This is a genomic window from Desulfovibrio cuneatus DSM 11391, from assembly GCF_000430005.1.
Lineage (GTDB): Bacteria > Desulfobacterota > Desulfovibrionia > Desulfovibrionales > Desulfovibrionaceae > Frigididesulfovibrio > Frigididesulfovibrio cuneatus.
The window spans coordinates 1-22691 of record NZ_AUCY01000013.1; the positions used below are offsets into that span (position 1 = coordinate 1).

Consider the following 22691-nt stretch of genomic DNA (forward strand, 5'->3'; position numbering starts at 1 on the left):
GCAGCCCGAACGGAAAAGGTAGACGGCAGTCGCGAGCGTAGCGAGCCGTGGAGTGAGGGCGGAGGGCACAAGGCAGCTTTGCTGACTGTGCATTTATACGACGCCCGAACGGTTTAATAGTTGCCACATGGGGCACCATGCCCACCCCTATACCCCTCGCAAGGGGCAGCATCAGCCTGTGGGCAACCGCCCCGGCGGGATTGCTTCATGCCACCATGGAAGCCACGGTAAGCGCCAAAGCCTTCTTTTTCCAGCTTGGCAGAAAATGCCTGAGCTGCCTCACGCATTTGGCCTTTCAGGGCAGTGGTTTCTTCCAGCACTTTGGCAATGTCTTCCTTGGTGGTATTAGGAAGCTGCTTGATAGCCTGAAATTCTTGTGTTTTGGCAATAAATTTGTCGTGCAGGGGCATAACGGCACGCTCATATTCGGCATACAGTTCTTCATAGCGCTGCTGGCGCGCTTCTTCAGTGGCAGGGGCTTTGGTTTCTGCTGCCAGGGCAGGCACAGCTAAGGCAAGCACAAGCAGGCCAAGGGCAAAAATAAGCGATTTGTTTTTCATCATTTCTGTAGGCTCCTTACATGATTTTTGAATGAGACATACACCATACACCGTATAAGCGAAAAGCGTGCCATTTAATAAAGTGAATAAAATAAAGGGCAATTTGAAACATACACGGCGTGTGATGTCTATTTTTGCACAAGTGTGCAAGAAATTGCACACGGGCTGTACGCCGGAAGGGTTTGCCATGGCACGTTTTCTGCTTAACCAGAGGTGCAGGGAATTTTTTTCCTGCTGGCAGCGCTGCGCGGGCACGGCACATGCGTTTTGTGCAACGTACAGTGCGTTCATGGCAAATGGCTATAAACCGAGGGGGTTTATTCGTTATGATGAGTTCAATGTTTATCGGCGCCACAGGCATGAAGGCGTTTGGGGAAGGTATGGGTGTTGTGGGAAACAACCTTTCCAACGTCAACACCATTGGGTTTAAGCAATCCATGGCCTTGTACCAAGACCTGGTGAGTTCGTTTGTTACGGCAGATTCCAACAACATAACCAATATTTCGCAAAAGGGCATGGGCAGTGCCATTAGCATGGACCGTACCCTGTTTACCCAAGGGGCGTTCCAGCCTGGCAGCGCCAACACAGACGTGGCCATTCAGGGCAAAGGGTTTTTCGGTGTCTCCAAAGATGGCAAAACCGAATACACCCGGGCTGGCAACTTTCGCTTCACCATGGAAGGCGAGCTGGTAGACCCCAGCGGCTGGACAGTACTTGGCAGAACCATTGATAAAAATGGCAATGAAGCAGGCTCCGCTTCTCCCATCACGCTGGATTTCAGCAATAGTACAGGGGGCATTGGTTACACGCCGGGGCAGGCCAGTTCCTGGGTACAAAGCGTTTCCCAGCTTGGCGGCTTGCAAGACAAAGCCCAGCAAGCAGGCAATCCATTTTTTGCCATGGCCGCTTCATGGAACGGCACCAGCAACCCACCCCTGGGTGTTGGGCAGTTCAGCTATTCTGAACCCATAGAATTTTATGATGCCGCAGGCAACCGCCAGAAAGCCACCATTTATTACGATAGAGCAGACACCGTAGATGGCATGAATATTGTGGAATATATGATTGCCATGGACCCTGCCCTGGATGGCTCTTCCCGCGCTGGCACTGAAAGCGCCGGGCTGCTTATGGCAGGCACCATCACGTTTGATTCTGGTGGCACTATGCAGGGCCTTTCAGCCTTCACCCCGCCAGCAGGGGGTAGCCCGGCTGACCTTGCGGCATGGTTGCCCGCTGGCGTAAAAAACGGCATGCCCGAATTTTCTGCCAACGTTAAAGATGCCGGTGAGCAACGCGTGGGGCTGGATTTTGGCTTACGTTTGCCGGGTAACGCCTCACAAGGGCTTGCCTCTGCTGCGGATGCCGCCACCAATGCCAGCAAACTTGCTACCCCCATTAACGGGGCCACACGCCAGCAAATGGTAACCACAGCCTGGGGCAACAGCCCGGCAAGCCGTAGCCAAAACACCGACGGCTTTGGTGAAGGCTACCTGCGCGATGTGACCATTGGCGAAGACGGCATGGTAAAAGGTGTGTATAGCAACAACCAGACCCTGGAACTTGCCAGATTGGTGCTGTACCGCTTTACCAGCCAGGATGGCCTGCGCAAGGAGGGGGGCAACCACTTTGCAGCCACCGAAGACTCCGGTGAGGCGCAGGAAGGCATTCCTGGCAAAGAAAACTACGGCACCCTGGCCCAGCGCAGCATTGAACAGTCCAACGTGGACTATGCGCGGGAGTTTACCCAAATGATTATTACCCAGCGCGGCTTCCAAATGAACAGCAAGATAGTGACGACCTCTGATCAGATGATTCAGAAGGCGCTTGAGCTCAAACGCTAAAAAAGTGCTGTCTTTTTTTGTTTGGCGGCGTTGCTGCACGTATTTTACGGGAGGGCAGGACTGAAGAGTCCAGCCCTCCCGTAAAATACGTTTGCGCCTTGCCAAACGAAAAAAATTCAGCACTTTTTATATGACGTATGTTCACTACCCTAACGCCAGTCGCAAGCGTAGCAAGCCGTGGAGCGAGGGCGCAGGCCACAGGCAGCTTTGCTGACTGTGCATTTCCACGCAGCCCGAACGGAAAAAGGTAGACGGCAGTCGCAAGCGTAGCGAGCCGTGGAGCGAGGGCGCAGGTAGTTACGCCACCGAAGCATATCCCCTGCCACAGGAGCGGAGAAAGACCACACGGTGAAGGCACTGCATGGCATACTGGGCGCGAGAACCCAAAGAATCCACAAGAGAAGAATACTGTGGTTTACCGGGCAGCCCGGGCCAACCCCTTCACTTTACGCAGGCCCGTTTTTGCCGGAACGCGCTTGGGGGCGCTTTGCACCGCCGGAATGGCACGGGCAGCACTGCGCTTGGCTTTGGCGGGGGGGTCGTTGTCATTCAGGCATATGGCGTCCTCATGCAGCAGGCGCTCAATGCTAATGGCATCCAGTTCTTGCTCCAGGGTGCGGGAAACATGCAGCCAGGCCTTACGAGTAAGGCAGCCAGACTTGCGCGGGCAGGAATTGGCTTTTTCACCGCAGCATACTGTTAACTGAATGCCATCTTCCATAATGCGCACAACTTCACCTAAAGAAATGTCTGAAGCAGGCTTTGCCAGTTTGTGGCCACCGGCTGCGCCGCGCACACTCATGGTAAGGCCCTTTTGCTTCAGGGGCTTTAAAATTTGCTCCACAAACTGCACAGAAACACCCGTTTGGTAGGAAAGGGTGGAAGCAGAAAGTGGTTCATTCTTTGGTGCATTACGGGCAAGTTCCAGCAATATCCTGGCGGCATAACGTGCCCTGGCAGAAAGTTTCATTGCATCCTCCTCAACAAAGGCAAGCCCTAGTGTTATGGCCTTGGGCGTGCCCAAACGTATGGTATGTTACATGTCATAAAAGTAAGCAGGCACATTCGCCAAAATAGGCCAAAACTTCTGTCTTTCATGAAAACAGCCCATGTGGACTGTCTTAGTGCTTCATATAGCGTCATTTTAGCTAGCTTGCAACAATTATCACAAGCTCTTTATGCAAGAAAAATGGGCCATTGCTATTGTTTTGGAAGGCGAGTATAAATAAATTAATGTAGCCTAGCTCTTCCCTTGCTCCCCTGCTCTTATATACACTTACTTAAATCATACTCAAAAAGTAGTAATATTGCTATTTCTTTTTGAGATAGCTAGGCCGGGTGTTAGCTGTTGTGTTTGTTGGCCTGGGCTTGGGAAGCAGGCCAAAAAAGGTACCTTGCCGAAAGGTATTTTGCTGGATAAAAATTTAATTGAAAATGGTGTGGTGGTGCATGGTTGACTCTCCTGTTCTTGATGTTGCTTCTGCTGTGGAGCGTATGGGCGATAAAGAAATTTACCTTGAAATTGCCCGCTATTTTTCTGAAAGGGTAGTGCCGGATGTGGCTGCCCTGGCCGAAGCCCTGGAAAAGGGCAGCATGGAAGAAGCCACCCGCATGGCCCATTCCTTTAAGGGAAGTGCTGCCACTGTTGGGGCAGAAATTGCCCGTGCTGCCTGTGCAGAACTGGAAGCGGCCTGCAGGCAGGGCAACACAGAAGCGCTGCCTGGGCTGTTTGCCACGGCACGCCAGGAACTTGCCACCGCACAAAAGGCCATAGACGCGCTTCTTGCTGAATAGCATTTTGGCTGCGGCCCGGTTCTTCCCTGCGAAAGAACGAAGCTTCGAGTATTCCGATCAATACTGTCTGGCCCGGATAGCATTGTATTTCAATACGTTCCAAGGCGCATGTGCATAGCCCTGTTATGGGCTCTTTGGCGTTACTGGACTTTTAGGCTGTTTTTGTCTATTTAAGGCCATGGCAAAACTGCGTTTTGCGTGCTTTTTCGGCATATTCCCCTTTGCCGCGCAGAGAGAAGTATGACCAAAGTCACAAAAAGCACTCATTTTACAGGGAAAATGAAATTCCCTTATTCGTGCTTTTTGGAGCGTCTTCCCTGCGGGAAGCCGCATAAAGACTTTTTTGCAATAGTCTTTATTTTGTACGCGTACCAAGCGTGCCCATGAAAAAAAGGCCGCACATGCACCCCCCTTTCCCGCGCCAGTCGCGTTGTTATTGCAAGGAATTTTCATGCCCAGGCAGGAACACATACGTAATTTCAGCATCATAGCCCACATTGACCATGGCAAGTCTACCCTTGCAGACAGAATACTGGAATGCACCAAGCTTGTGAACGAAAGAGACAAGCGTGCCCAGTACCTGGACCGTATGGACATTGAGCGTGAGCGGGGCATTACCATTAAAGCCCAAACAGTGCGCATTCCTTACACGGCAGACAATGGCAAGGAGTATGTGCTCAACCTTATCGACACCCCTGGCCACGTGGACTTCAACTACGAAGTTTCCCGCTCCCTTGCTGCCTGTGAAGGTGCCTTGCTGGTGGTGGATGCCTCCCAGGGGGTGGAAGCCCAGACCCTGGCCAACGTATACCTTGCCCTGGACCACAACCACGAAATTATTCCCATTTTGAACAAGGTGGATTTAGCCAGCGCCGACGTGGAAAAGGTTAAGACGGAAATTGAGGAATGTATTGGCCTGGACTGCACCGACGCACTGCCCATTAGCGCCAAAACCGGCCTTGGGGTGCCTGCCGTGCTGGAAGCCATTGTGGCGCGCCTGCCCGCCCCGGAAGGTGACCCCGAAGCCCCCTTGAAAGCCCTTATTTTTGACTCCTGGTACGACAGTTACCAAGGGGTTATGGTGTTGTTCCGCATTATGGACGGCACCATCAAAAAGGGCGATAAAATTCGCCTGTTTTCCACCGGGGTAGAGCATGACGTGCTGCGCCTTGGTGTTTTTTCCCCGGATGCTTTGGACATTGACCAGCTAAGCGCAGGCGAGGTGGGCTTTTTTTGCGGCAACATTAAAAGCCTGGGCGACGCCCGCGTGGGCGACACCATTACCCATGCCGCCCGCCCGGCAAGCTCTGCCGTGGACGGGTTTAAAGACGTGCAGGCCATGGTGTTCTGCGGGTTGTACCCCACAGACAGTTCCGACTATGAAGGCCTGAAGGCGGCCCTGGAAAAATTGCAGCTCAACGATGCGGCTTTTTCCTACGAGCCGGAAACCTCCCAGGCTCTTGGGTTTGGCTTTCGCTGCGGTTTTCTGGGCTTGTTGCACATGGAAATTATTCAGGAACGCCTGGAGCGCGAGTTCCAAATGGAACTTATTGCCACGGCCCCTTCTGTTATTTACCGGGTGGTCACCACAGACGGCAAAACACACCATGTGGCCAACCCGGCAAAACTGCCAGACCCAGGCCGCATTACAGAATTTTATGAGCCCTATGTGCGCATGGAAGTGCATGTACCCAACGAGTATGTGGGCAACGTTATGCGCCTGTGCGACGAAAAACGCGGCAGCCAGAAAGACATACGCTATTTAACAGCAACACGGGTAATTTTGACTTATGAACTGCCCTTTGCCGAAATTGTGTATGACTTTTTCGACAGGCTCAAGTCTTCCACCAAGGGCTATGCCTCAATGGATTACGAATTTATTGACTACCAGCCCGCCAACCTGGTGAAGCTGGACATGCTCATTAATAGCGACCCGGTAGACGCCCTGGCGGTTATTGTTCACCGCGACAAGGCCTACTCCCTGGGGCGCTCCATTGCCCTGAAGCTTAAGCGCACCATTCCGCGCCAACTGTTTGAGGTAATTATTCAGGCCGCCATTGGCAACAAAGTTATTGCCAGGGAACGCAACGCGCCCCTTGGCAAAAACGTCACCGCAAAATGCTATGGCGGTGACATTACCAGAAAACGTAAACTGCTGGAAAAACAGAAGGAAGGGAAAAAACGCATGAAACGCATGGGCAACGTGGAATTGCCGCAGGAAGCGTTCTTGGCAGCCCTTACTGTAGGAGATGATTAATGGGTGAAGGCAACGGGCTTTATCAAACACCATTCCAGACATTTTTGGAATTTTTCAAGATTATTGGGGTGGCCCTGCTTATTGCGCTGGTTATACGCACCTTCGTGGTACAGCCATACATCATTCCCTCTGAATCCATGCTGAGCACATTGCAGGTGGGTGACCGCATTTTTGTCACCAAATACAGCTACGGTATTCATGTGCCCTTTGTGGAAAAAGAACTGGTGAGCACCGGGCAGCCGGAACTGGGCGACATTATTGTTTTCCCGTACCCCAAAGACCCCGACCTTGATTACATCAAGCGCGTGGTGGGTTTGCCAGGCGATGTAATGGAAGTGCGCAACAAGCAACTTTTACGTAACGGCAAGCCTGTGCTGGAAAGCTACATTCGCCACGGCGACCCCAATATTATTCCGGGCTGGCGCGACAACATGGCCCCGGTCACTGTGCCGGAAGGCCACGTGTTTGTTATGGGCGACAACCGGGACAACTCGGCAGATTCGCGGGAATGGGGGTTTGTAGAGAAATCCGTCATTCGCGGCAAAGCCCAAATGATTTTCTGGTCCAGCCAGAACTGGTTTGATATCCGCTGGAATAGAATTGGAAAGAGTTTGTATTAGTTGCTTTTATAAAAGCACGGAAATAAGGAAGGCCACCGCAGGAATGCGGTGGCCTTTTTTTGTTTGTAAGAGGGAGGCAGCAGGGGGTAGTGCTTTCTTCTCACTCAAAACGCCCGTGATACTGTTCAAACAATATCACGGGCATTATCAAGCAGCCACAGAATAGCGAATAAGGGCGAATGCTACTACTGGTTGCCTTCCAGTTGCGCTTCAACATCAATTTCGCCGTTTAATACACGGTGGGCACGGTCAATGTCGAGCACGCCTTCCCATTTGGCTATGGCCACGGTAGCCACGGTATTGCCAATAAGGTTGGTCACGGCGCGCACTTCATTCATTATGCGGTCAATGCCAATTACCAGCGTTACACCAGCCACAGGAATAACCGGGTGGGCCTGCAACGTGGCAGTCAATGCAATTAAGGCCGCACCAGCAACGCCCGCTCCGCCCTTGGAGGTGAGCAGCAAGATGCCAAGAAGTAGCAGTTGGTGTTCTAAGTCAATGTGGATATTCATAGCTTGGGCAATGAACATTGATGACATTGTCAGGTAAATCGCCGCACCGTCCAGGTTAAATGAATACCCCGTGGGCAGGACCAGCCCGACGATGGGTCGGGTGCAGCCTAATGCTTCAAGCTTTTCCATCATATGGGGCAAAACAGATTCAGTGCTGGCAGTGCCTAAAGTGATGAGGATTTCTTCCTTGATATAACGAAGCAGTTTCCAAAGGCTAATTCCTGACCACCAACAAACAGAACCCAGGACAACGATGATAAAAAGAATGCTGGTGAGATAAAAACAGGCAACAAGCTGGGCCAGTTGGGACAACGTACCAATACCGTATTTCCCTATGGTAAAGCCGATGGCACCGAAAGCGCCAATGGGGGCAAGCTTCATTACCAGGTTGACAATTCCCAGCAGGGCTTGTCCAAAGCGTTCAAGGGTCGCCAGAATTGGTTTGCCCTTCTCACCCATAGCAGACATGCTAACACCAAAAAGAACAGAAAAAAGCAGCACTTGTAATAGGTTACCATCAGCGAAGGCACCAACTGCACTCTTGGGGATAATGCCCATGATGAATTCCATGGTGGTCTGCGACTTCACACTTGTGTAGTTCGCAATACTCCCCATATCCATGGACGCTGGATCAGCATTGATGCCAGCACCAGGCTGAACAACATTCACTACCACCAAGCCGATAACAAGAGCCAGCGTTGTGATAACTTCAAAATACAGCAACGTTTTGCCACCAACCCGGCCAACCGCCTTCAGGTTTTCCATGCCAGCAATGCCAACAGAGACTGTGCAAAATATCACAGGGGTAATGATCATCTTAATAAGATTGATGAAGCCGTCGCCCAATGGCTTAAGAGATATCCCCAACGCAGGATTGATATAGCCAACGAGAACACCCAACATCAAACCTACAATAACCTGAAAGTACAAAGTGCTATAAAATGCTTTCTTACGCACAATACCCTTGCTGACTAAAGAGTTACAGGTTAACAGAATTTAATCACCTGTTTAGAATATAGGACAAGCTTAGTACACCAAAACACCCCCCGTGTAAAAATTAATTCCAAGAAAAATGTTAAGTTAAAAAAATAACTTGCAATTAATATGCCACGACTGTCGGCCTAGATATATATTCAAATTTCATCCACATTCACCATTGATTACGAAGGGCCATATGACCGTATTAGGGCATTACTGACCATATCTGGACACTTCACTATATTTTGTTGCCTTGCAACGTGCAAAAATTTCAATTGTGCAATACTCTTCCATAACGTGAGGGGAGCCAGACAAAAATGTCTAGCCCCTGTTGTTTCTAGTTTATGACCCAATGCAAAAAATGTTACAAAAGTGACAGTATTTTTATGGCACATGGAGGACGCTTGTGAATAATTAAACCTGTTGCCCTGGCAGCCTGGAAAGAGCATTGTTCAAAGGTAAAAATGCTCTGGTAAATGCGGAAGCATCTACCCGCTACGTAAGCGTAAGCGCACTTTATTTGCGCTGTTAAGCGCCGAAGTACGCGCGGCTTACACTTTGAGAATGGGTATACTCAAAGTGACTTTGGTCCAGGGAACGCGCACCATGTTTTGCAGTAAGGAGGCATTATGTCTACCATGGAAAATGGCGCTGTGGGTTCTGCCACAGCCGCAGGAAGGAAGCCAAATAATTATTTCGATGGTCTTGCCGTTACAGGCATGCACAAGGCAGTGTTCTTTATTCTCATGCTGGCGTACTTTTTTGAACAAATGGACAACTGGAACTTCGGCTTTATTGCCCCAGCCGTATTTGCTTCCTGGGGGCTGGACAAGGCCGCTTCCAACCAGGCCATGGCCTCCATTATCTTCTGGTACTTCATTGGCATGACTTCCGGCGGGTTCCTGGGCGGCATTATTTCCGACATTATCGGGCGGCGCAAAACGTTCCTTATTGCCATTGTCATGTTCTCCTCCTGTTCCGTTATTAACGGGCTGCCCATTGCCAGCTTCGAGCTGTTTGTGGCAAGCCGTGCCCTAACAGGGTTTGGGGTATTCTGCCTTATGGTGTGCTCCCAGGCCTACATTGCGGAAATGTCCCCGGCAGAATCGCGCGGCAAATGGCAGGGGCTTGTTGCGGCTGTGGGCTTTATGGCTGTACCTGTTATTGCCTTTTTGTGCCGCATTATTGTGCCCCTTTCCCCGCAAGCATGGCGGTTAATTTTCTACATTGGCGGCACCGGCATGTTCGGCTTTTTCCTGGCCCTTAAATATTTACCGGAATCCCCCCGCTGGCTTGTGGCCCAGGGTCGCCTGGCAGAAGCGGAAGCCGTGGTACAGCGCGTAACCCACCAGAACATTGACCTTTCAGCCATGGCTAAAAATGTGCCTGCCCCCACCAACGCGGGGCGCAACATGCTGGACATGCTTTCCCCTGCCTATATCAAGCGCACCGTTGTCTTATTTATGGTGTTTGTTACCACTGTGCCTGCGGGCTTCATGTTTACCAGTTGGACAGGCAAACTTCTGGCTTCCATTCCCCAGCTTGACCCCATTACCAAAGCCCCCATGGCAGACGCAGCAGGCAAAGCCCTGATGGTGTACGACCAGGCCACCATGCTCACCATTATGACCATTATCAGCTGTGGTGTACCCGCAGGGTGCTACCTTGCTTCTGTTATTGCCGACAAAGGGGGGCGCAAAATACCCATCATGTGTTGCTTGGGTCTTTCTGCCCTATGTGCCTACCTGTTTGGCGTGTTTGCAGAGCATGTGTACTTTGTGGCCCTGTGTGGCTTTTTACTCAGCGTGTTCAACATGGCAATCAGCTTCATGGTGTTCAGCTACACGGCGGAATCGTACCCCACCCGTATGCGCAACACCGCCACAGGCACACACAACGCCGTTGCCCGGCTTTCCGTTTCCGGCTCCAACTTGCTCATTCCCACCATCCTTGCCACATTTGGCGGTGCGGTTAACGGCATAAACTACGATATTCCGGCCCTGTTCAACTCCGCCGCCGTGCTGTTCGCTGCTCCCATCCTGATTATTGCCTTTATGGGTGAACGGACTGGGGGGCGCAGCCTTGAAGATATTAAATAGGATTTCTTTAAGGGAGGCTCTGCCTCCCCAAACCCCACCGCCAAGAGCATGATGCCCTTGGAACCCCTCCTTTGCGCTCAGCTTTCCGCAAAGCGGAAGGCTGAGCGCTAATGGGGGTCAAGGGGCGTCACGTCCCTTGCAGGGGCTGGGGGACAGCGTCCCCCAATAAATCAATAGAATTCATTCCGACTATAATAACCGCCCCCTGTGTGCCTCGGCACGCAGGGGGCGGTTATGTATTCGAAATTGGTAGGCAAGAACTGCGGTTATGCCAGTTGGTGCTGGTGGAACGGGGGCATAGTGGTGGTTTGGCCGTTTTCCAGGCTAAGGAAGCCGCTGCACAGGGCGTGCAGGAAGGGCGTGTCGTGGGAAACAACCAGCATGGCCTGGGGCAGGGTGTGCAGAATGTCTATCAGGCGTTGGCGGGTGCGGGTGTCCAGCATGTTGGTGGGTTCGTCCAGGAGCAGGGCCTCTGGTTCCTGGGCCAGAATACCTGCCAAGGCCACCAGTTTTTTTTCCCCGCCGGAAAGGGCGTACACGCTTTTGTCCTGTAAGTGGGCAATGCCGCAGGCCTCTAAGGCCTGCTGTGCTTTTTCCACAGCCTGGGCCGGGGGCAGGCCATAATTTTGCGGGGCAAAGGCGACATCTTCCAGCACAGATTCACAAAAAAGCTGTTCGTCGGAATTTTGCAGCAAATAGCCCACGGTACGCCGCACAGCAGCCACATGGGCATTGGTGGTGCATGGTGTGCCATGCAGGGCCACTGTGCCTGCTGTGGGGGCCAGCAGGCCTGTTATCAGGTGGAACAACGTGCTTTTGCCTGCGGCGTTGTCCCCCAGCAAACCAAGTTTCTGCCCGGCATCCAGGCTGAAGCATGCATTACACAACAGGGCAGGCTCCCCAGGGTACGCAAAGTGCAAGCCTTCCACCCGCAAAAGTGGGGGCATTAGGGAGGTGCCATGGCAATTGGGCATGTGCATGGGGGTATTCCTTACGGTATTCATGGTGCCAGGTGTTCAATAACCAACAACCCTACCAGGGCCAGGCCATAAGCCACCACGCCACGGACCACGTGTTGTTTTGCAGGGGCAAACAGGGGGGCAGGGAAAGCGCCCGTGAACCCGCGCAGGCGCATGGCAGCATCAACATTGTCTGCCCGTTCCAGGCTTTTGAGCAACACAAACGTAACAAGGGCGGCAAATTTTGGCAATTTGCGCAGCCGCAGGCAAGGGGTAAACCCCCGCAGGGCGGCGGCATTACACACGGTGCGGTAACTGGCCCACAGGCTGTGCATGTGGCGTGCGGTAAGCAAAAGCAACAGGGTGAGCTTATGCGGCACCCCAAGGGTGGCAAGGGCTTTTGCCGTTTCATGCACCGAAGCGGTGTGTAAAAACGCAAGGCCCAAGGCCAGCAGGCAATTAATTTTCAGGGTAAGCAGCAGGCTTTTGGTCAGGCCTTCGGCGTATACCGCAAGCCCAAAGGGCAAAGTGGCCACAGGGTGCTGCCCAAGGGTAAAGGGCATGGTCAACCATATGAACAGCACAAACAGGTTGCCAAGGGCCATGCGGCCCAGCACCGTGCGCCAGGGCAGCCCTTTCAGAAAGGGCAGGGGCAGGCTCACAGCCAGGGCATAGGCCGCGGCCCACAGGGTGTGGGTAAAGGAAAGGGCCAGACTGCACACAAACAACCCCGCAACGTGCACAGCGGGGTGGATTCTGGCCGGGGACCCTGCCACGGTGGCAGTTGGTTTCAGGGGGGCTGTGGTGGGGTTTACAGACATGGTGTTTGCTTGCCCAGGGTAAAGGCCGCAGGCCGTGCTTTGGCTATGCTACGCAGCACAAGCAAGGTTATGGGGGCTTCCACCGCCATAAGGGGGAGGGAGGCTACAAAAGCAACACGGGCAATGGGGTAAAATTCTTTACCGCTGGCAGCAAGGGCCAACACATACAGCAGGTTGGAACACAGCAGCGTTGCCACCACAGCCACCACCACAGGCAGCGCTGGCACAGTAATGCAAGGCCGTGCAGAAGGGGCTGAGGGTGACGGTGCTTCCTGCGCTGCAAGGGCGACTGTAGCTGGCGTGTTGCGCGCCGCAAGCCAGCGGTGCAGAGCCAGGCCAAACAGCACGGCAGGCATGGCCATAACCGCTGTGTTTACCCCCAGCACCGTAAGGCCGCCATAGTTAAACAGCAGGGCTTGCAGCAACAGGCCTGTAAAAATTACAGGAAACGCCCCCCACCCCAAAAACAGCCCCACAAGTGCGTTAAGGGTAAGGTGAATGTTCACAGCGCCCACAGAAAAATGGATGAAGGAGGCCACAAAAAAACCTGCTGCCAGCAGGGCGGCATGCATAATGCGCTCAGTGGGCAGGCGCTTCAGGCCAAGGCTGAGCCCCCCGGCGGTTATGGCCCACCCCGCAGCAAGCACGGCGGGGTGGAGGACTCCTTCATGGATGTGCATAAGGATAGCTCGCGGTTCCGTCGGTTTAAGGAGCACTTTTGACGGTCATTGGTTTACTGTAGCACTTCGTTCTTGCGTTTGCGCAGTCCATACAACCCACAGAAAATATTGCCCAGCACGCTCAGGCCCAGGGCCAGGCGCAGCACAAAAGAGGTGCCCGTGCTTGAGGTCTGCGGGGGTGTTGTCATGTTGGCGGAAGCACCAGAGGCCGCTTGTGGCGCGGCAACATCCAACACCGCTTCCTGGCGGTGCCCCATGCCGTCATCTGCCACAATGCGCCATGGGCCTGCCGCCCCCGGTACAATGGCAAAACGCCCGGTTTTGTCTGTGTGGGCGTTCTGGTATTCTACTTCTGCCTCGTTAGGGGCAAACACCTTGATGCTGGCATAGGCCATGGGTTCGCCCCCGGCATAGGTAAACAGCACCACCATGGCAGGGGCAGGGTCGCTTTGCCAGCCAAGGCCGTGGGCCTGCACCGGGCTGCCCCAGCCCGCCAGCAGCAGGCAGGTAAGAAGAACTATGCGCATGATTTTCCTTTTTATATTGGGGGACGCTGTCCCCCCCCTGCAAGGGGCGTGACGCCCCTTGACCCCCAGTTGCGTTCACCTTTCCGCAATGCGGAAAGGTGAACGCTGATGCGGGTTCCAAGAGGACAATTGTGCTGAAAGCACAATTGGGAATTGCCCACAGGGCAAGAACCGAAGGCCGAGGCCCAGGACGGGCCGAGTCAACTCTTCCGTCCTCGACTGTTTCAAAAAAAGAGAAGTAACACAGCCAAACGGAATAAATCAGCGTTTCCCTAGGGAACTTGAAGCACCAGGGTAGCCTTCAGGCTATGCGTGTCTGCGCCTTGCACGTTTTCTTTCAGCACGGTCTGGGTTTGCAGCAGCCATAGGCCGGAGCGGCTGAAGGGAACGTGGCTCACATTCTCTTTGTCCGGGGTCAATGTGAAGGCATACTCTTCCTGTTCCTTGCTGAAGCCGTCATACGTGGCGTGCAGGGGCAGGTTTGCGCGCTTTCCGTCAAGCAGTACCGTAAAGCCAATGGGCTGGCCGTTGCCTTTCGCTTGGGAAACATCGCCCACAGGCACAATTTCCAGCCGTTGCCCCACTGGGGTGGTAAATAGGGGGGCGTTGGGGGCAAGGTTGTACAGCGTCTTGGCAAATTTCTCGTACTTCCCCACACTCGCCACGCTTTTCCCCTGCTTTTTCAGGGTTTCGCGGTCTCCTTCCATAATGCCCTGTGTGGTCAGGCTCCACACCTGTGGCTTGCGCCAGCCCACCAGCATAAAGGGGCCACCTGTAGGGGCAGCAAAAGAATAGGCAAGCCAGGGCTTGCCTTGTGGGGCTTCCACCGTAACGGCAACAGGGCTTTCCCCCACAATGTGCAAGGGCGATTCCGCAATGCGTTCCGCCTCTTCACTTACCATAAAAATATGGGCAGCCTGCACCTGGCCTGTGGCATTCTGCCCCTGCTTTAAGGCGGTACTGCCCTGTGGCTTTACAATAAATTCATGCCCAAAGGCAGCGCCAGGCACAAGGCACAGGGCGCACAGCAAGCACCATAGCAAGGGTGTTTTCATACGTTCCTCCAAGAATGTGGGAAGTTACACTGCAAAATCCCCCCGGTAACATGATTCTGCAAAACGTGTTACTAGTGGATGTACCCCTTGCCCGGCATGAAGTCAAGGCGGGTACCAACGCATAGACGGGGCTGAGGCTTTTCAGTATAGTCGCGCTGAACGAACCGATAATTTTATACGTGAGGGAGCTTATGGAGCTGTTTCTTGATTTGCACACGCGTGTGCCCCGCCAGGGGCCAGGAAACGATGCCAGCACCGCCCAGGCGCTGCGCATGCTGGGGGAATTGCCCCCTCAGCTTCACATTCTGGACATTGGCTGCGGGGCAGGGGCGCAAACCCTGGCTTTGGCTAACCAGGTGAACGGAAACATTGTGGCCCTGGACTGCAACCAGTGTTTTTTGGATGAATTGCGCCAGAAAATTAGCGAGCTTGGGCTACAACGCAAAATTACCCCCATGCTGGGTTCCATGTTTGACCTGGCCTTTCCAGACAACACCTTTGATGTAATATGGTCGGAAGGGGCCATTTATATTGCGGGGTTTGAAAAAGGCATTCAAGACTGGCGGCGCTTAGTAAAGCCCGGCGGTTTTTTGGTGGCCTCTGAAATTTCCTGGCTGCGCAGGGATATTCCGGCGGAACTGGAAACCTACTGGAAAGAACAGTATGCGGGCATCGATTTTATATCCGCCAAAATCGCCCAGATTGAAAGCTGTGGCTATGCCCCCTTCGGCTATTTTGTGCTGCCGGAAAGTGCCTGGCTGGAAGGGTATTACGGCCCGCTCCTGGCCAACCGGGAAGCGTTTCTGGCCGAACACAACAACAGCCCAGAAGCCCACGCCGTGCTGCAAGAAATGGCACAGGAAATGGCCCTGTACGAAAAATACAGTAAATATTATGGGTATGTGTTTTACCTTGCCCGCAAGGTTGCCTAGGAAAACGCTGATTTATTCCGTTTGGCTGCGTTGTTTCACTTTTTTTGAAACAGTCGAGGACGAAAGAGTCCACTCCTGCTTCAAAAAAAGCTCATGCCTTGCCAAACGAAATAACTACGCGTTTCCCCAATGCCGTATTATCACTTTGACATGCTAAAAACGAAGAAAGCCCGCGTAGGCGGGCTTTCTTCGCAAACTGGACAAGGCCGGGGCCATGCCTTTCCTTGGCAGACTACTTCACAGTGTCTTTCAGGGCTTTACCAGGGGTAAACTTCACAGCTTTCCCGGCAGGAATGTTGATTTCCATGCCAGTGCGGGGGTTACGACCCTTGCGGGCGGCGCGCTCAATAACTTTAAAGCTGCCAAAGCCGGTGAAGGTAACGGAGTTGCCGTCTTTCATGGCTGTTGTCAGAATGTTTACCAGCGCGTCCAGGGCAGCTTCAGCTTGTGCTTTGGTTGCCAGGCCGGATTGTTCGTGAATTTTGCTCACAAGTTCTGCTTTTGTCATTACAGTCTCCAGCAAGTGGTTTGGTTTCACGCGGAACTGCGCAAAGCCGTTCTGTTGCTTAGTTAGTAGCCTGCTTTTACAGACTGGCTAAAAAAAGTCAATAGATTTTTGCAATACAGCCCGGCTATCTTTTTGTTCTCAGCCAAGCGTTTCATTAAACCAAGAGACATAAAGAGATGATTTTTTAAACAAACGACACGCTACGCGTGCAATTTTGCTAGCAAAATTGCACCAATGCTGTCCGGGAAAGAGCCCGGACAGCATTGGGATTTTTGCAATACAGCCCGGCTATCTTTTTGTTCTCAGCCAAGCGTTTCATTAAACCAAGAGGCATAAAGAGATGATTTTTTAAACAAACGACACGCTATATGTTTAATTTTACTATAAAAATTTAACAAATACGGTCAAACAAATAAGCCGGAGAACATTACAATTTTGGTAAAATGTTCCCCTTGCTTCTCCTGCTACTGTAAGCGTTCTTGTGGTTTTTCAGAAGAAGGGGTATACTGTGCATATGGATTGATAAAGGCAAATGCCGATTATTTGTTGGTACACAAGGGTATAATGCGCCATACGCATTGTGGGCGTCGTTGCACTGCAGGAGGGTTCATGTTGAAGCGAGTACAATTTTTTTGGCTGGGGCTGTTAATGGCGTTTCTTTCGGGGTGCGCAACAAGTGCAGTGCCCCTTACCTATGCTCCCAGCGGGGAAGAAGTAATTCCCATTGCCGGGGCACCTACCATTAGCGTGGTCACCTTTACGGATGGCAGAACGGAAACAGCTATTGGCATTCGTAGCGACGGCACAGCCTTTACTGCAGACGCCCCCGTGGCAGACTGGGTAAGCCAGGCACTGGCCACAGAACTTACCCGACTTGGCTATGTGGTGACCTTTGCCCCCACACAAGCCCAGGCCAAAAAAAGCGGGGCAACCTATGTGGTTACGGGCAAAGTGGAGGAAGTGTGGCTGACGGAAGTTTCCAGCACCTCCTACGAAGGACGCATGCGTGCTTCTGTACAGTTGCACAAAAACCAGCTCCAGTTGATGAAGAATACCTTCAACAGTTCCCTTACCCGGCGCGTGGTGCCCCTCTCCAGCGTTCCCAAGGAAGTACTGGCTGAAACCCTGCGTGACCTTGTAACCCCCATGACCTTGGCTATTCGCCAAAAAATAAGCCAGTAATATGCGGTTTGCTGCGGTATGCACTGCCTGGGTGCTGGCCCTGTATTTGTGCCTACCCTGGGCACACGCACAGGGGGAAAGCGCCCGCGCTGTGCGCCCCTTCAAAGGGCTTGTGCGCCGCGACCTGGCGAAAGATGCTGCCCACGTGGCTGCCTTGCTCGCCGTGGTGGAAGCAGCCAGCCGCAAGCTAGCCGCCACACCAGACATGCAGTTTATTGCCCGCCAGTACCAGGAAACGCCCTTGCGGGTGCCCCCACTGGAAGGGCTTGTGCTGCAATTGTTTACCATAAAAATTGCTGCGGAAGGGGCCCAAGGGGTTCCCCCGAACCTTGAAGCTGTGGTGGAACTGGCCTTTACCCAGGCACCAGACTTCAGGGAAAGGCTTACCAGTGCCCTGGAACAGCCGGAAATAAGCGTGCTATACACCCTTGTTGTGCACAAGCTGCGTACCCACCTGAAAACCTATGATGAAACGGCCCCTGCTGCCCTTGCCATTATGGCCAGCGAGTTTGCCGGGCAAGAACGGCTGTTGGCCGTGCAACGGGCCGTGCGCGGTATGCGGGGCACACTGCTGTACCTGGACCTGTTGCCCCGCCTTGGCACCACCTGGGCAGACCCCCAGGGCACCGGGGTAGCGTTACAGAAAGCCGCAACCCTGGACCCGGGCAACCCCCTTATTCTGGTGGCCCAGGCAGAACTTGCGTTGCAGGCGGGCAAATCTTCTGAAGCCCAACGCCTAGCCGCAGACGCCCTGGCCGCGCTACCCAATTTTTCCAGGGCGCATGATGTAAAAGGGGCTGCCTTGCTGGCCCAGCGCCTGCCAGCCCTTGCGGTGGCCGCCTTTGGGCAGGCCATTGCCAACGCGCCGTACCATGCCCCGTATTTTATGCACAGGGCCTCTGCCAACCTGGTGCAAGAGGAAATTGAGGCCATGTGCGCAGACCTGCACGCCGCCTGCGCCCTGCGCGACTGCGAAGGGCTTGAGTGGGCGCGCACCATTGGCAAATGTAGTCAATAGAAAACGCTCAGTTTTTTCGTTTGGCAAGGCACGAAGTGTTTTTGCAAGGGCGGGCTGGGCTCTTCTGCCCTGCCTCCGTTGCAAAAATGCAAGCAACGCCGCCAAACGGAAAAAATGAGCGTTTTAAACACGCTTTCTGCTTTTGATTTCCACAGATAATAACAAGAAAACCGCCAGCAGACGTATGCCTGCTGGCGGTTTTTGTTTGTATTACTGTTCCCGTACTCGTTTCTTTAGGGCGCACCGTTGCGAATGCGCTCAGCCAAGGCAGTGGTGGAGTAACCGGGAATAAGGGGCAGGGAAAGCACGGTGCCGCCTTCAGCTTCCACCACTTCACGCCCCACAATGCGGGTTATGTCCCAGTCTCCACCTTTTATGAGCACATGGGGGCGGATGGCAGTAATAAGGTGCAGGGGGGTGTCTTCATCAAAGCCCGTAACAAAGTCCACCGCTGCCAGGTGGGCCAGCACAAAGGCCCTGGCCGGGTAAGGGTTGAATGGGCGTTCCGGCCCCTTGTTCTGGCGTTTGACAGAATCGTCGCTGTTCAGCCCCAGCACCAGCACGTCGCCCTGGGCCCTGGCACGGGCCAAAAGGTCCACATGCCCTGGGTGAACAATATCGAAACAGCCGTTGGTAAACACAATGCGTTTACCTGCGGCCCGCAAGGGGGCAAGGGCGGCAAGCAGGGCTGGCAGCTCCAGTACGTGGGGGTGGGCCAGTAACTGGTCTGGGGGCTGGGATGAAAGCATGGTGTGTTCCTTTCTGCAAAATCCATTGGTGGTAGCGCTATGCTGGGGGACTCTGCCCCCCACACACCCTGCAAAGGGCGTTACGCCCCTTGCCCCCTACTTGTGTTTGGCAATGCTTTGTACGCTCTGCCCAGGAAGGGGCATTGTGTGCGGGGTAATAAACCTGGCTTAAACAGAAGCAAAGAAAATCATTCAGGCTCCAGGGGCACAGGCACAGAAAAACACTCCCCCATGCCAAGAAGCCGGGGCTTACTTTAGCGGTGAAACCTTCCAGGCGCAAGAAGGAAGGTTCGTTGTGGTTGCCCAAACTCACTGAATGGGCATTGGCTCTCTTGAGTAATGCACAACTGTGCCGGGGGCAGTGCGCAGTACAGTTGTGAAAATGCCCAACGTGGCATACACTGCTTCTGGCTACAAAGCGTGCCTTTGTGCCAGTTCACCTCTCCAGCGCCATGCATGTATGTTGTGTGATAACAGCATTACACTGCCATGAATGGCTCTCCAAAAACTCACACCGTTTAGCCCTGTTGGTACTATGCGCATAAGCCTGCAAAATCTTTCCAAGTCTTTTGGCGGCAACGCTATTTTGAACGACTTTTCGCTGGAAATTCCTTCTGGTGCAAGGCTCTGCCTGTGTGGTTACAACGGCAGCGGCAAGTCGACCCTTATTAAAATTTTAGCAGGGAAGGAGCAGCCGGACGGCGGCAAAATTACCCTGCAAAAGGACTGCCGCCTTGGCTATGTGGAGCAGGAACTAGACTCCCACAGCCTGCAAAAAACCCTGCTTGCCTACGTGCTGGAAGTGCTGCCAGACTGGAGCAGCTTTTGGGAAGAATGGGAAAAGGCGACGGACGCGGAAGATACTGACACGTTGGCCCGGCTGGGGCAACGCCAGGCAGAGCTGGAGGGCATATACGGCTACAACCCGGAACACCGGGCCAAGGCGGTGCTTTCCGGCCTGGGGTTTGCCCAGCACAAGTGGCACCGCACCTTGCAGGAACTTTCCGGCGGGTGGCGTGAACGCGCCAAACTGGCCCGTGTGCTTACCCAAGGGGCCGATGTGCTGCTGCTGGACGAGCCCACCAACCACCTTGATTTGGACGCCGTGGAATGGCTGGAAGCCTTTTTGCTGGACTACGAAGGCACCCTGGTGTTTGTAGCCCACGACAGGGTGTTTATGGATAAAATAAGCACCCATATTCTGTGCTTTTCCGGCAACGGCAAGCCAGCGTTCCGGCGCGGCAACTTTACCCATTTTATTGCCTTGCAGGAAGAAATGGGGGAACAGCGCGCACGGGAAGCTGCCCGGCTGCAAGATGAAATCCAGAAAAAAATGGACTTTGTACGGCGTTTCAAGGCCAAGGCCAGCAAGGCCCGCCAAGCTGGTTCCAAGCAGAAAATGGCCAAGCGCCTGGAAAAAGAACTGGAAGGCCTACAGCCGGAATCAAAACGCAGAAACCTTTCCTTTAGCTGGCCCACCCCGCCCCAAGCAGACCGCACCGTACTTTCCGTGGCAGACCTGGCCTTTTCCTTCCCCGACGGCAAGCGCATGTGGTCGCCCTTGTCCTTTTCCTTGTACCGGGGGCAAAAAATAGGGCTGGTGGGGCCAAACGGGTGTGGCAAATCGACCCTTTTGCGCCTTTTGGCTGGCAGGCTGGAAAAAGATGCAGGCAACATAGTATTCGGGCAAATGGTGCGCTTTGGCTACTTCAGCCAGCACCAGCTAGACACCCTTAACGCTAGCGGTTCTGCCCTTTCGGAAATTCGCCGCTTAAGCGACCCGCGTATGACCGAAGAAGAGCTTATGAGCGTTATGGGCCTGTTCCAGCTTGGGCAGAACTTTTTTGAGCGGCAGGTCAATTCGCTTTCCGGGGGGGAACGTTCCCGCCTGATGCTGGCAACCCTGTTCCTTTCCCGCAGCAATTTCCTGGTACTGGACGAGCCCACCAACCACCTGGACCTGGAAAGCCGCGAAGCCCTGGTGGAAGCCCTGACCAATTTTGAAGGCACCCTGCTTATGGTGGCCCACGACCGCCACCTGCTGGCAGAAGCAGCCGATGAAATTTGGGAACTTGGCCCCACAGGCTTCACCACCTATGTGCACGGCTTTGCCGATTACGACGTGGTTCGCCGCCGCCAGCGCCAGCTTTCGGCTGAAAAGGAACTGGACGAAAGACGGGGCGCAGTACGCCGCACCACAGGCCTTACCCGCGAGGAACTGAAGCAACAAAAACGCGACCAGGCCGAAGCACGCAAAAAACTCTCCGCCATTATGAAGCCCTTACAGCAAAAGGCCCAAAAGGCAGAAGCCGCCCTGGACCAACTCCTTACCCAGCAAGACACCCTGGAAAAAACCCTGGCAGACCCGGCAGTGTATGCCGACGGCCCACGCGCAGGCGCCCTGCTCAAAGAATTCCACGAGGTGCAAACCAAGGTGGAAGCCGCCATGCTGGCCCTGGAAGCAGCAGAACAAGCCCTGGCTCCTTACGAAGAACAGCGCAAGGCCTTAGGTTCCGACGAAAGCAACGACTTGTAGGAAAGGCTGATTTTTCTGGGGGACGCTGTCCCCCAGGCCCCCAGCAAGGGACGTGACGCCCCTTGACCCCCATATTTGCGCTTGCCTTCCCGCAAAGCGGTTAGGCAAGCGTGGATAGGGGTTCCAAGAGGACAATTGTGCAGGAAGCACAATTAGGAACCGCACGCAGTGCGGGAGCCATAGGCCGAGGCCCAGGACGGGCCGAGTCAATCATGCCCTTGGCGGAGGGGGTTGGGGAGGCAGAGCCTCCCCAAGTCAACTCAATCATATCCAAAAATTATGCAAAATACTCCCCTTCCCATTCTTGATGTAGCCGCAGGCATTGTGTGGCGCGGCGACCGTTTTTTGGCGGCCTGCCGGCCGGCGGGCAAGCCACGGGCTGGTTTTTGGGAATTTCCCGGCGGCAAGTTTGCCCCTGGTGAAACCCTGCACCAGGCCCTTACCCGTGAATTACAGGAAGAGCTGGGCATAACGCCCCTGGCGTGTGCACTGTGGCAATGCGTGGAACACCGCTACCCGGAAATTCATGTACGCCTGCATTTTGTGCATGTGCAAAACTTTGCCGGGGAACCCACCCCCCGTGAAGGCCAGGAGCTGCGCTGGGTGACCGTGGCTGAAGCCATGGTACTGCCCTTCTTGCCTGCTGACCTAGCCCTGCTGCCGGGCTTGCACCCCCCAAAGGAACACAATGCACAGTGCCCTGGAGAACAACCACGGGCTAACCCGTGTGCCTGCACCAAGAAAACCACTCCGTAACACCCTGTGCAAAACTGCGTTAATTTGCACAGTATCCCTTGTATGAGTTTGCACAAATGTGCATTTTTTGCACATACCCTGCATTGCACTTTGAATAATTTCCTTGTGGTTCCTGCATTTACACGTTTGGCACGAAGTATGCTTTATAGTCACCATAGCGCATACCGCCGCTCTGCCGGGCAACGTTTCCTCAGTGCCCCCAAAGGCAAGGCACCGCCCCTCCCCGCGGAATCGTCTTGATAGGTTGCCCACCCAATTTCGGGTGTAGCAGAGCGGCTCCTTCACATGCCAAGTTTTATACAGA

20 protein-coding genes are annotated in these 22691 nt (G+C 53.8%); 10 read left to right on the plus strand and 10 right to left on the minus strand.

Annotated elements, in window-relative coordinates; genetic code table 11:
* Positions 1 to 113: 113 nt before the first annotated feature.
* On the minus strand, positions 114 to 563 hold the full coding sequence (locus G497_RS19625) for a hypothetical protein (protein WP_084515930.1): 450 nt from the start codon (positions 561 to 563) through the stop codon (positions 114 to 116).
* A 323-nt stretch (positions 564 to 886) separates the two neighbouring features.
* Here G497_RS19625 and G497_RS0102790 point away from each other — a divergent pair, with 323 nt between their 5' ends.
* The gene (locus G497_RS0102790; RefSeq protein WP_027187007.1) at positions 887 to 2401 is read left to right on the plus strand and encodes a flagellar hook protein FlgE; all 1515 of its coding nucleotides are present in this window, start codon (positions 887 to 889) and stop codon (positions 2399 to 2401) included.
* Between the two features lie 415 nt (positions 2402 to 2816).
* On the opposite strand, the gene G497_RS16390 is transcribed toward G497_RS0102790, so the two are convergent.
* Entirely contained in the window at positions 2817 to 3371 is a 555-nt protein-coding gene (locus G497_RS16390; RefSeq protein WP_084515935.1) for an RrF2 family transcriptional regulator, read from the minus strand.
* A 479-nt stretch (positions 3372 to 3850) separates the two neighbouring features.
* On the opposite strand from G497_RS16390, the gene G497_RS0102800 reads away from it, so the two are divergent.
* The 3 genes from G497_RS0102800 (at position 3851) to lepB (ending at position 7072) form a co-directional block, all read left to right on the plus strand.
* The gene (locus G497_RS0102800) at positions 3851 to 4195 is read left to right on the plus strand and encodes an Hpt domain-containing protein (RefSeq protein ID WP_169726960.1); all 345 of its coding nucleotides are present in this window, start codon (positions 3851 to 3853) and stop codon (positions 4193 to 4195) included.
* A gap of 451 nt (positions 4196 to 4646) precedes the next feature.
* Entirely contained in the window at positions 4647 to 6452 is a 1806-nt protein-coding gene (lepA, locus tag G497_RS0102805; protein WP_027187009.1) for a translation elongation factor 4, read from the plus strand.
* Positions 6452 to 7072, plus strand: a complete 621-nt coding sequence (gene lepB / locus G497_RS0102810; RefSeq protein WP_051257765.1) for a signal peptidase I — start codon at positions 6452 to 6454, stop codon at positions 7070 to 7072. Before lepA ends, lepB begins: the two co-directional genes overlap by 1 nt.
* A gap of 185 nt (positions 7073 to 7257) precedes the next feature.
* On the opposite strand, the gene dctA is transcribed toward lepB, so the two are convergent.
* The gene (dctA, locus tag G497_RS0102815; RefSeq protein ID WP_027187011.1) at positions 7258 to 8544 is read right to left on the minus strand and encodes a C4-dicarboxylate transporter DctA; all 1287 of its coding nucleotides are present in this window, start codon (positions 8542 to 8544) and stop codon (positions 7258 to 7260) included.
* 650 nt (positions 8545 to 9194) lie between these two features.
* Here dctA and G497_RS0102820 point away from each other — a divergent pair.
* Complete coding sequence (locus G497_RS0102820) at positions 9195 to 10664, plus strand: MFS transporter (RefSeq protein ID WP_084515937.1); 1470 nt, start codon at positions 9195 to 9197, stop codon at positions 10662 to 10664.
* Between the two features lie 266 nt (positions 10665 to 10930).
* On the opposite strand, the gene G497_RS16395 is transcribed toward G497_RS0102820, so the two are convergent.
* The 5 genes from G497_RS16395 to G497_RS0102845 form a co-directional block, all read right to left on the minus strand.
* The gene (locus tag G497_RS16395) at positions 10931 to 11644 is read right to left on the minus strand and encodes an energy-coupling factor ABC transporter ATP-binding protein (protein WP_169726961.1); all 714 of its coding nucleotides are present in this window, start codon (positions 11642 to 11644) and stop codon (positions 10931 to 10933) included.
* 20 nt (positions 11645 to 11664) lie between these two features.
* Positions 11665 to 12444, minus strand: coding sequence for an energy-coupling factor transporter transmembrane component T family protein (locus G497_RS18875; RefSeq protein ID WP_051257766.1), 780 nt, complete (start codon positions 12442 to 12444; stop codon positions 11665 to 11667).
* Positions 12435 to 13124 (minus strand): cobalt transporter CbiM, encoded by a 690-nt coding sequence (cbiM, locus tag G497_RS0102835; RefSeq protein WP_027187013.1) that lies wholly within the window; start codon positions 13122 to 13124, stop codon positions 12435 to 12437. Before cbiM ends, G497_RS18875 begins: the two co-directional genes overlap by 10 nt.
* A gap of 53 nt (positions 13125 to 13177) precedes the next feature.
* Positions 13178 to 13651, minus strand: coding sequence for a hypothetical protein (locus tag G497_RS0102840; protein ID WP_051257768.1), 474 nt, complete (start codon positions 13649 to 13651; stop codon positions 13178 to 13180).
* Positions 13652 to 13923: 272 nt separating this feature from the next.
* Positions 13924 to 14706, minus strand: coding sequence for a DUF4198 domain-containing protein (locus G497_RS0102845; RefSeq protein ID WP_027187015.1), 783 nt, complete (start codon positions 14704 to 14706; stop codon positions 13924 to 13926).
* Positions 14707 to 14897: 191 nt separating this feature from the next.
* On the opposite strand from G497_RS0102845, the gene G497_RS0102850 reads away from it, so the two are divergent.
* Positions 14898 to 15638 carry a class I SAM-dependent methyltransferase gene (locus tag G497_RS0102850; RefSeq protein WP_027187016.1) on the plus strand — a complete coding sequence of 247 codons (741 nt, stop codon included), beginning with the start codon at positions 14898 to 14900 and terminating at the stop codon, positions 15636 to 15638.
* Positions 15639 to 15870: 232 nt separating this feature from the next.
* Here G497_RS0102850 and G497_RS0102855 read toward each other — a convergent pair whose 3' ends face one another.
* A complete protein-coding gene (locus G497_RS0102855; RefSeq protein ID WP_281171038.1) occupies positions 15871 to 16176 on the minus strand; it encodes an HU family DNA-binding protein in 306 nt (101 codons plus the stop codon).
* A 579-nt stretch (positions 16177 to 16755) separates the two neighbouring features.
* Here G497_RS0102855 and G497_RS16405 point away from each other — a divergent pair.
* Entirely contained in the window at positions 16756 to 17328 is a 573-nt protein-coding gene (locus tag G497_RS16405) for a YajG family lipoprotein (RefSeq protein WP_051257769.1), read from the plus strand.
* 1 nt (position 17329) lies between these two features.
* Positions 17330 to 18346: a hypothetical protein gene (locus G497_RS0102865; protein WP_027187018.1), complete on the plus strand. Its 1017-nt coding sequence runs from the start codon at positions 17330 to 17332 to the stop codon at positions 18344 to 18346.
* 233 nt (positions 18347 to 18579) lie between these two features.
* Here G497_RS0102865 and rfaE2 read toward each other — a convergent pair whose 3' ends face one another.
* Positions 18580 to 19095: a D-glycero-beta-D-manno-heptose 1-phosphate adenylyltransferase gene (gene rfaE2, locus G497_RS0102870; protein ID WP_034636323.1), complete on the minus strand. Its 516-nt coding sequence runs from the start codon at positions 19093 to 19095 to the stop codon at positions 18580 to 18582.
* Between the two features lie 535 nt (positions 19096 to 19630).
* On the opposite strand from rfaE2, the gene G497_RS0102880 reads away from it, so the two are divergent.
* Both G497_RS0102880 and G497_RS16410 read left to right on the plus strand, forming a co-directional pair.
* A complete protein-coding gene (locus G497_RS0102880) occupies positions 19631 to 21631 on the plus strand; it encodes an ABC-F family ATP-binding cassette domain-containing protein (protein ID WP_027187021.1) in 2001 nt (666 codons plus the stop codon).
* Positions 21632 to 21910: 279 nt separating this feature from the next.
* Entirely contained in the window at positions 21911 to 22387 is a 477-nt protein-coding gene (locus tag G497_RS16410) for a (deoxy)nucleoside triphosphate pyrophosphohydrolase (protein ID WP_084515941.1), read from the plus strand.
* Positions 22388 to 22691 lie beyond the last annotated feature (304 nt).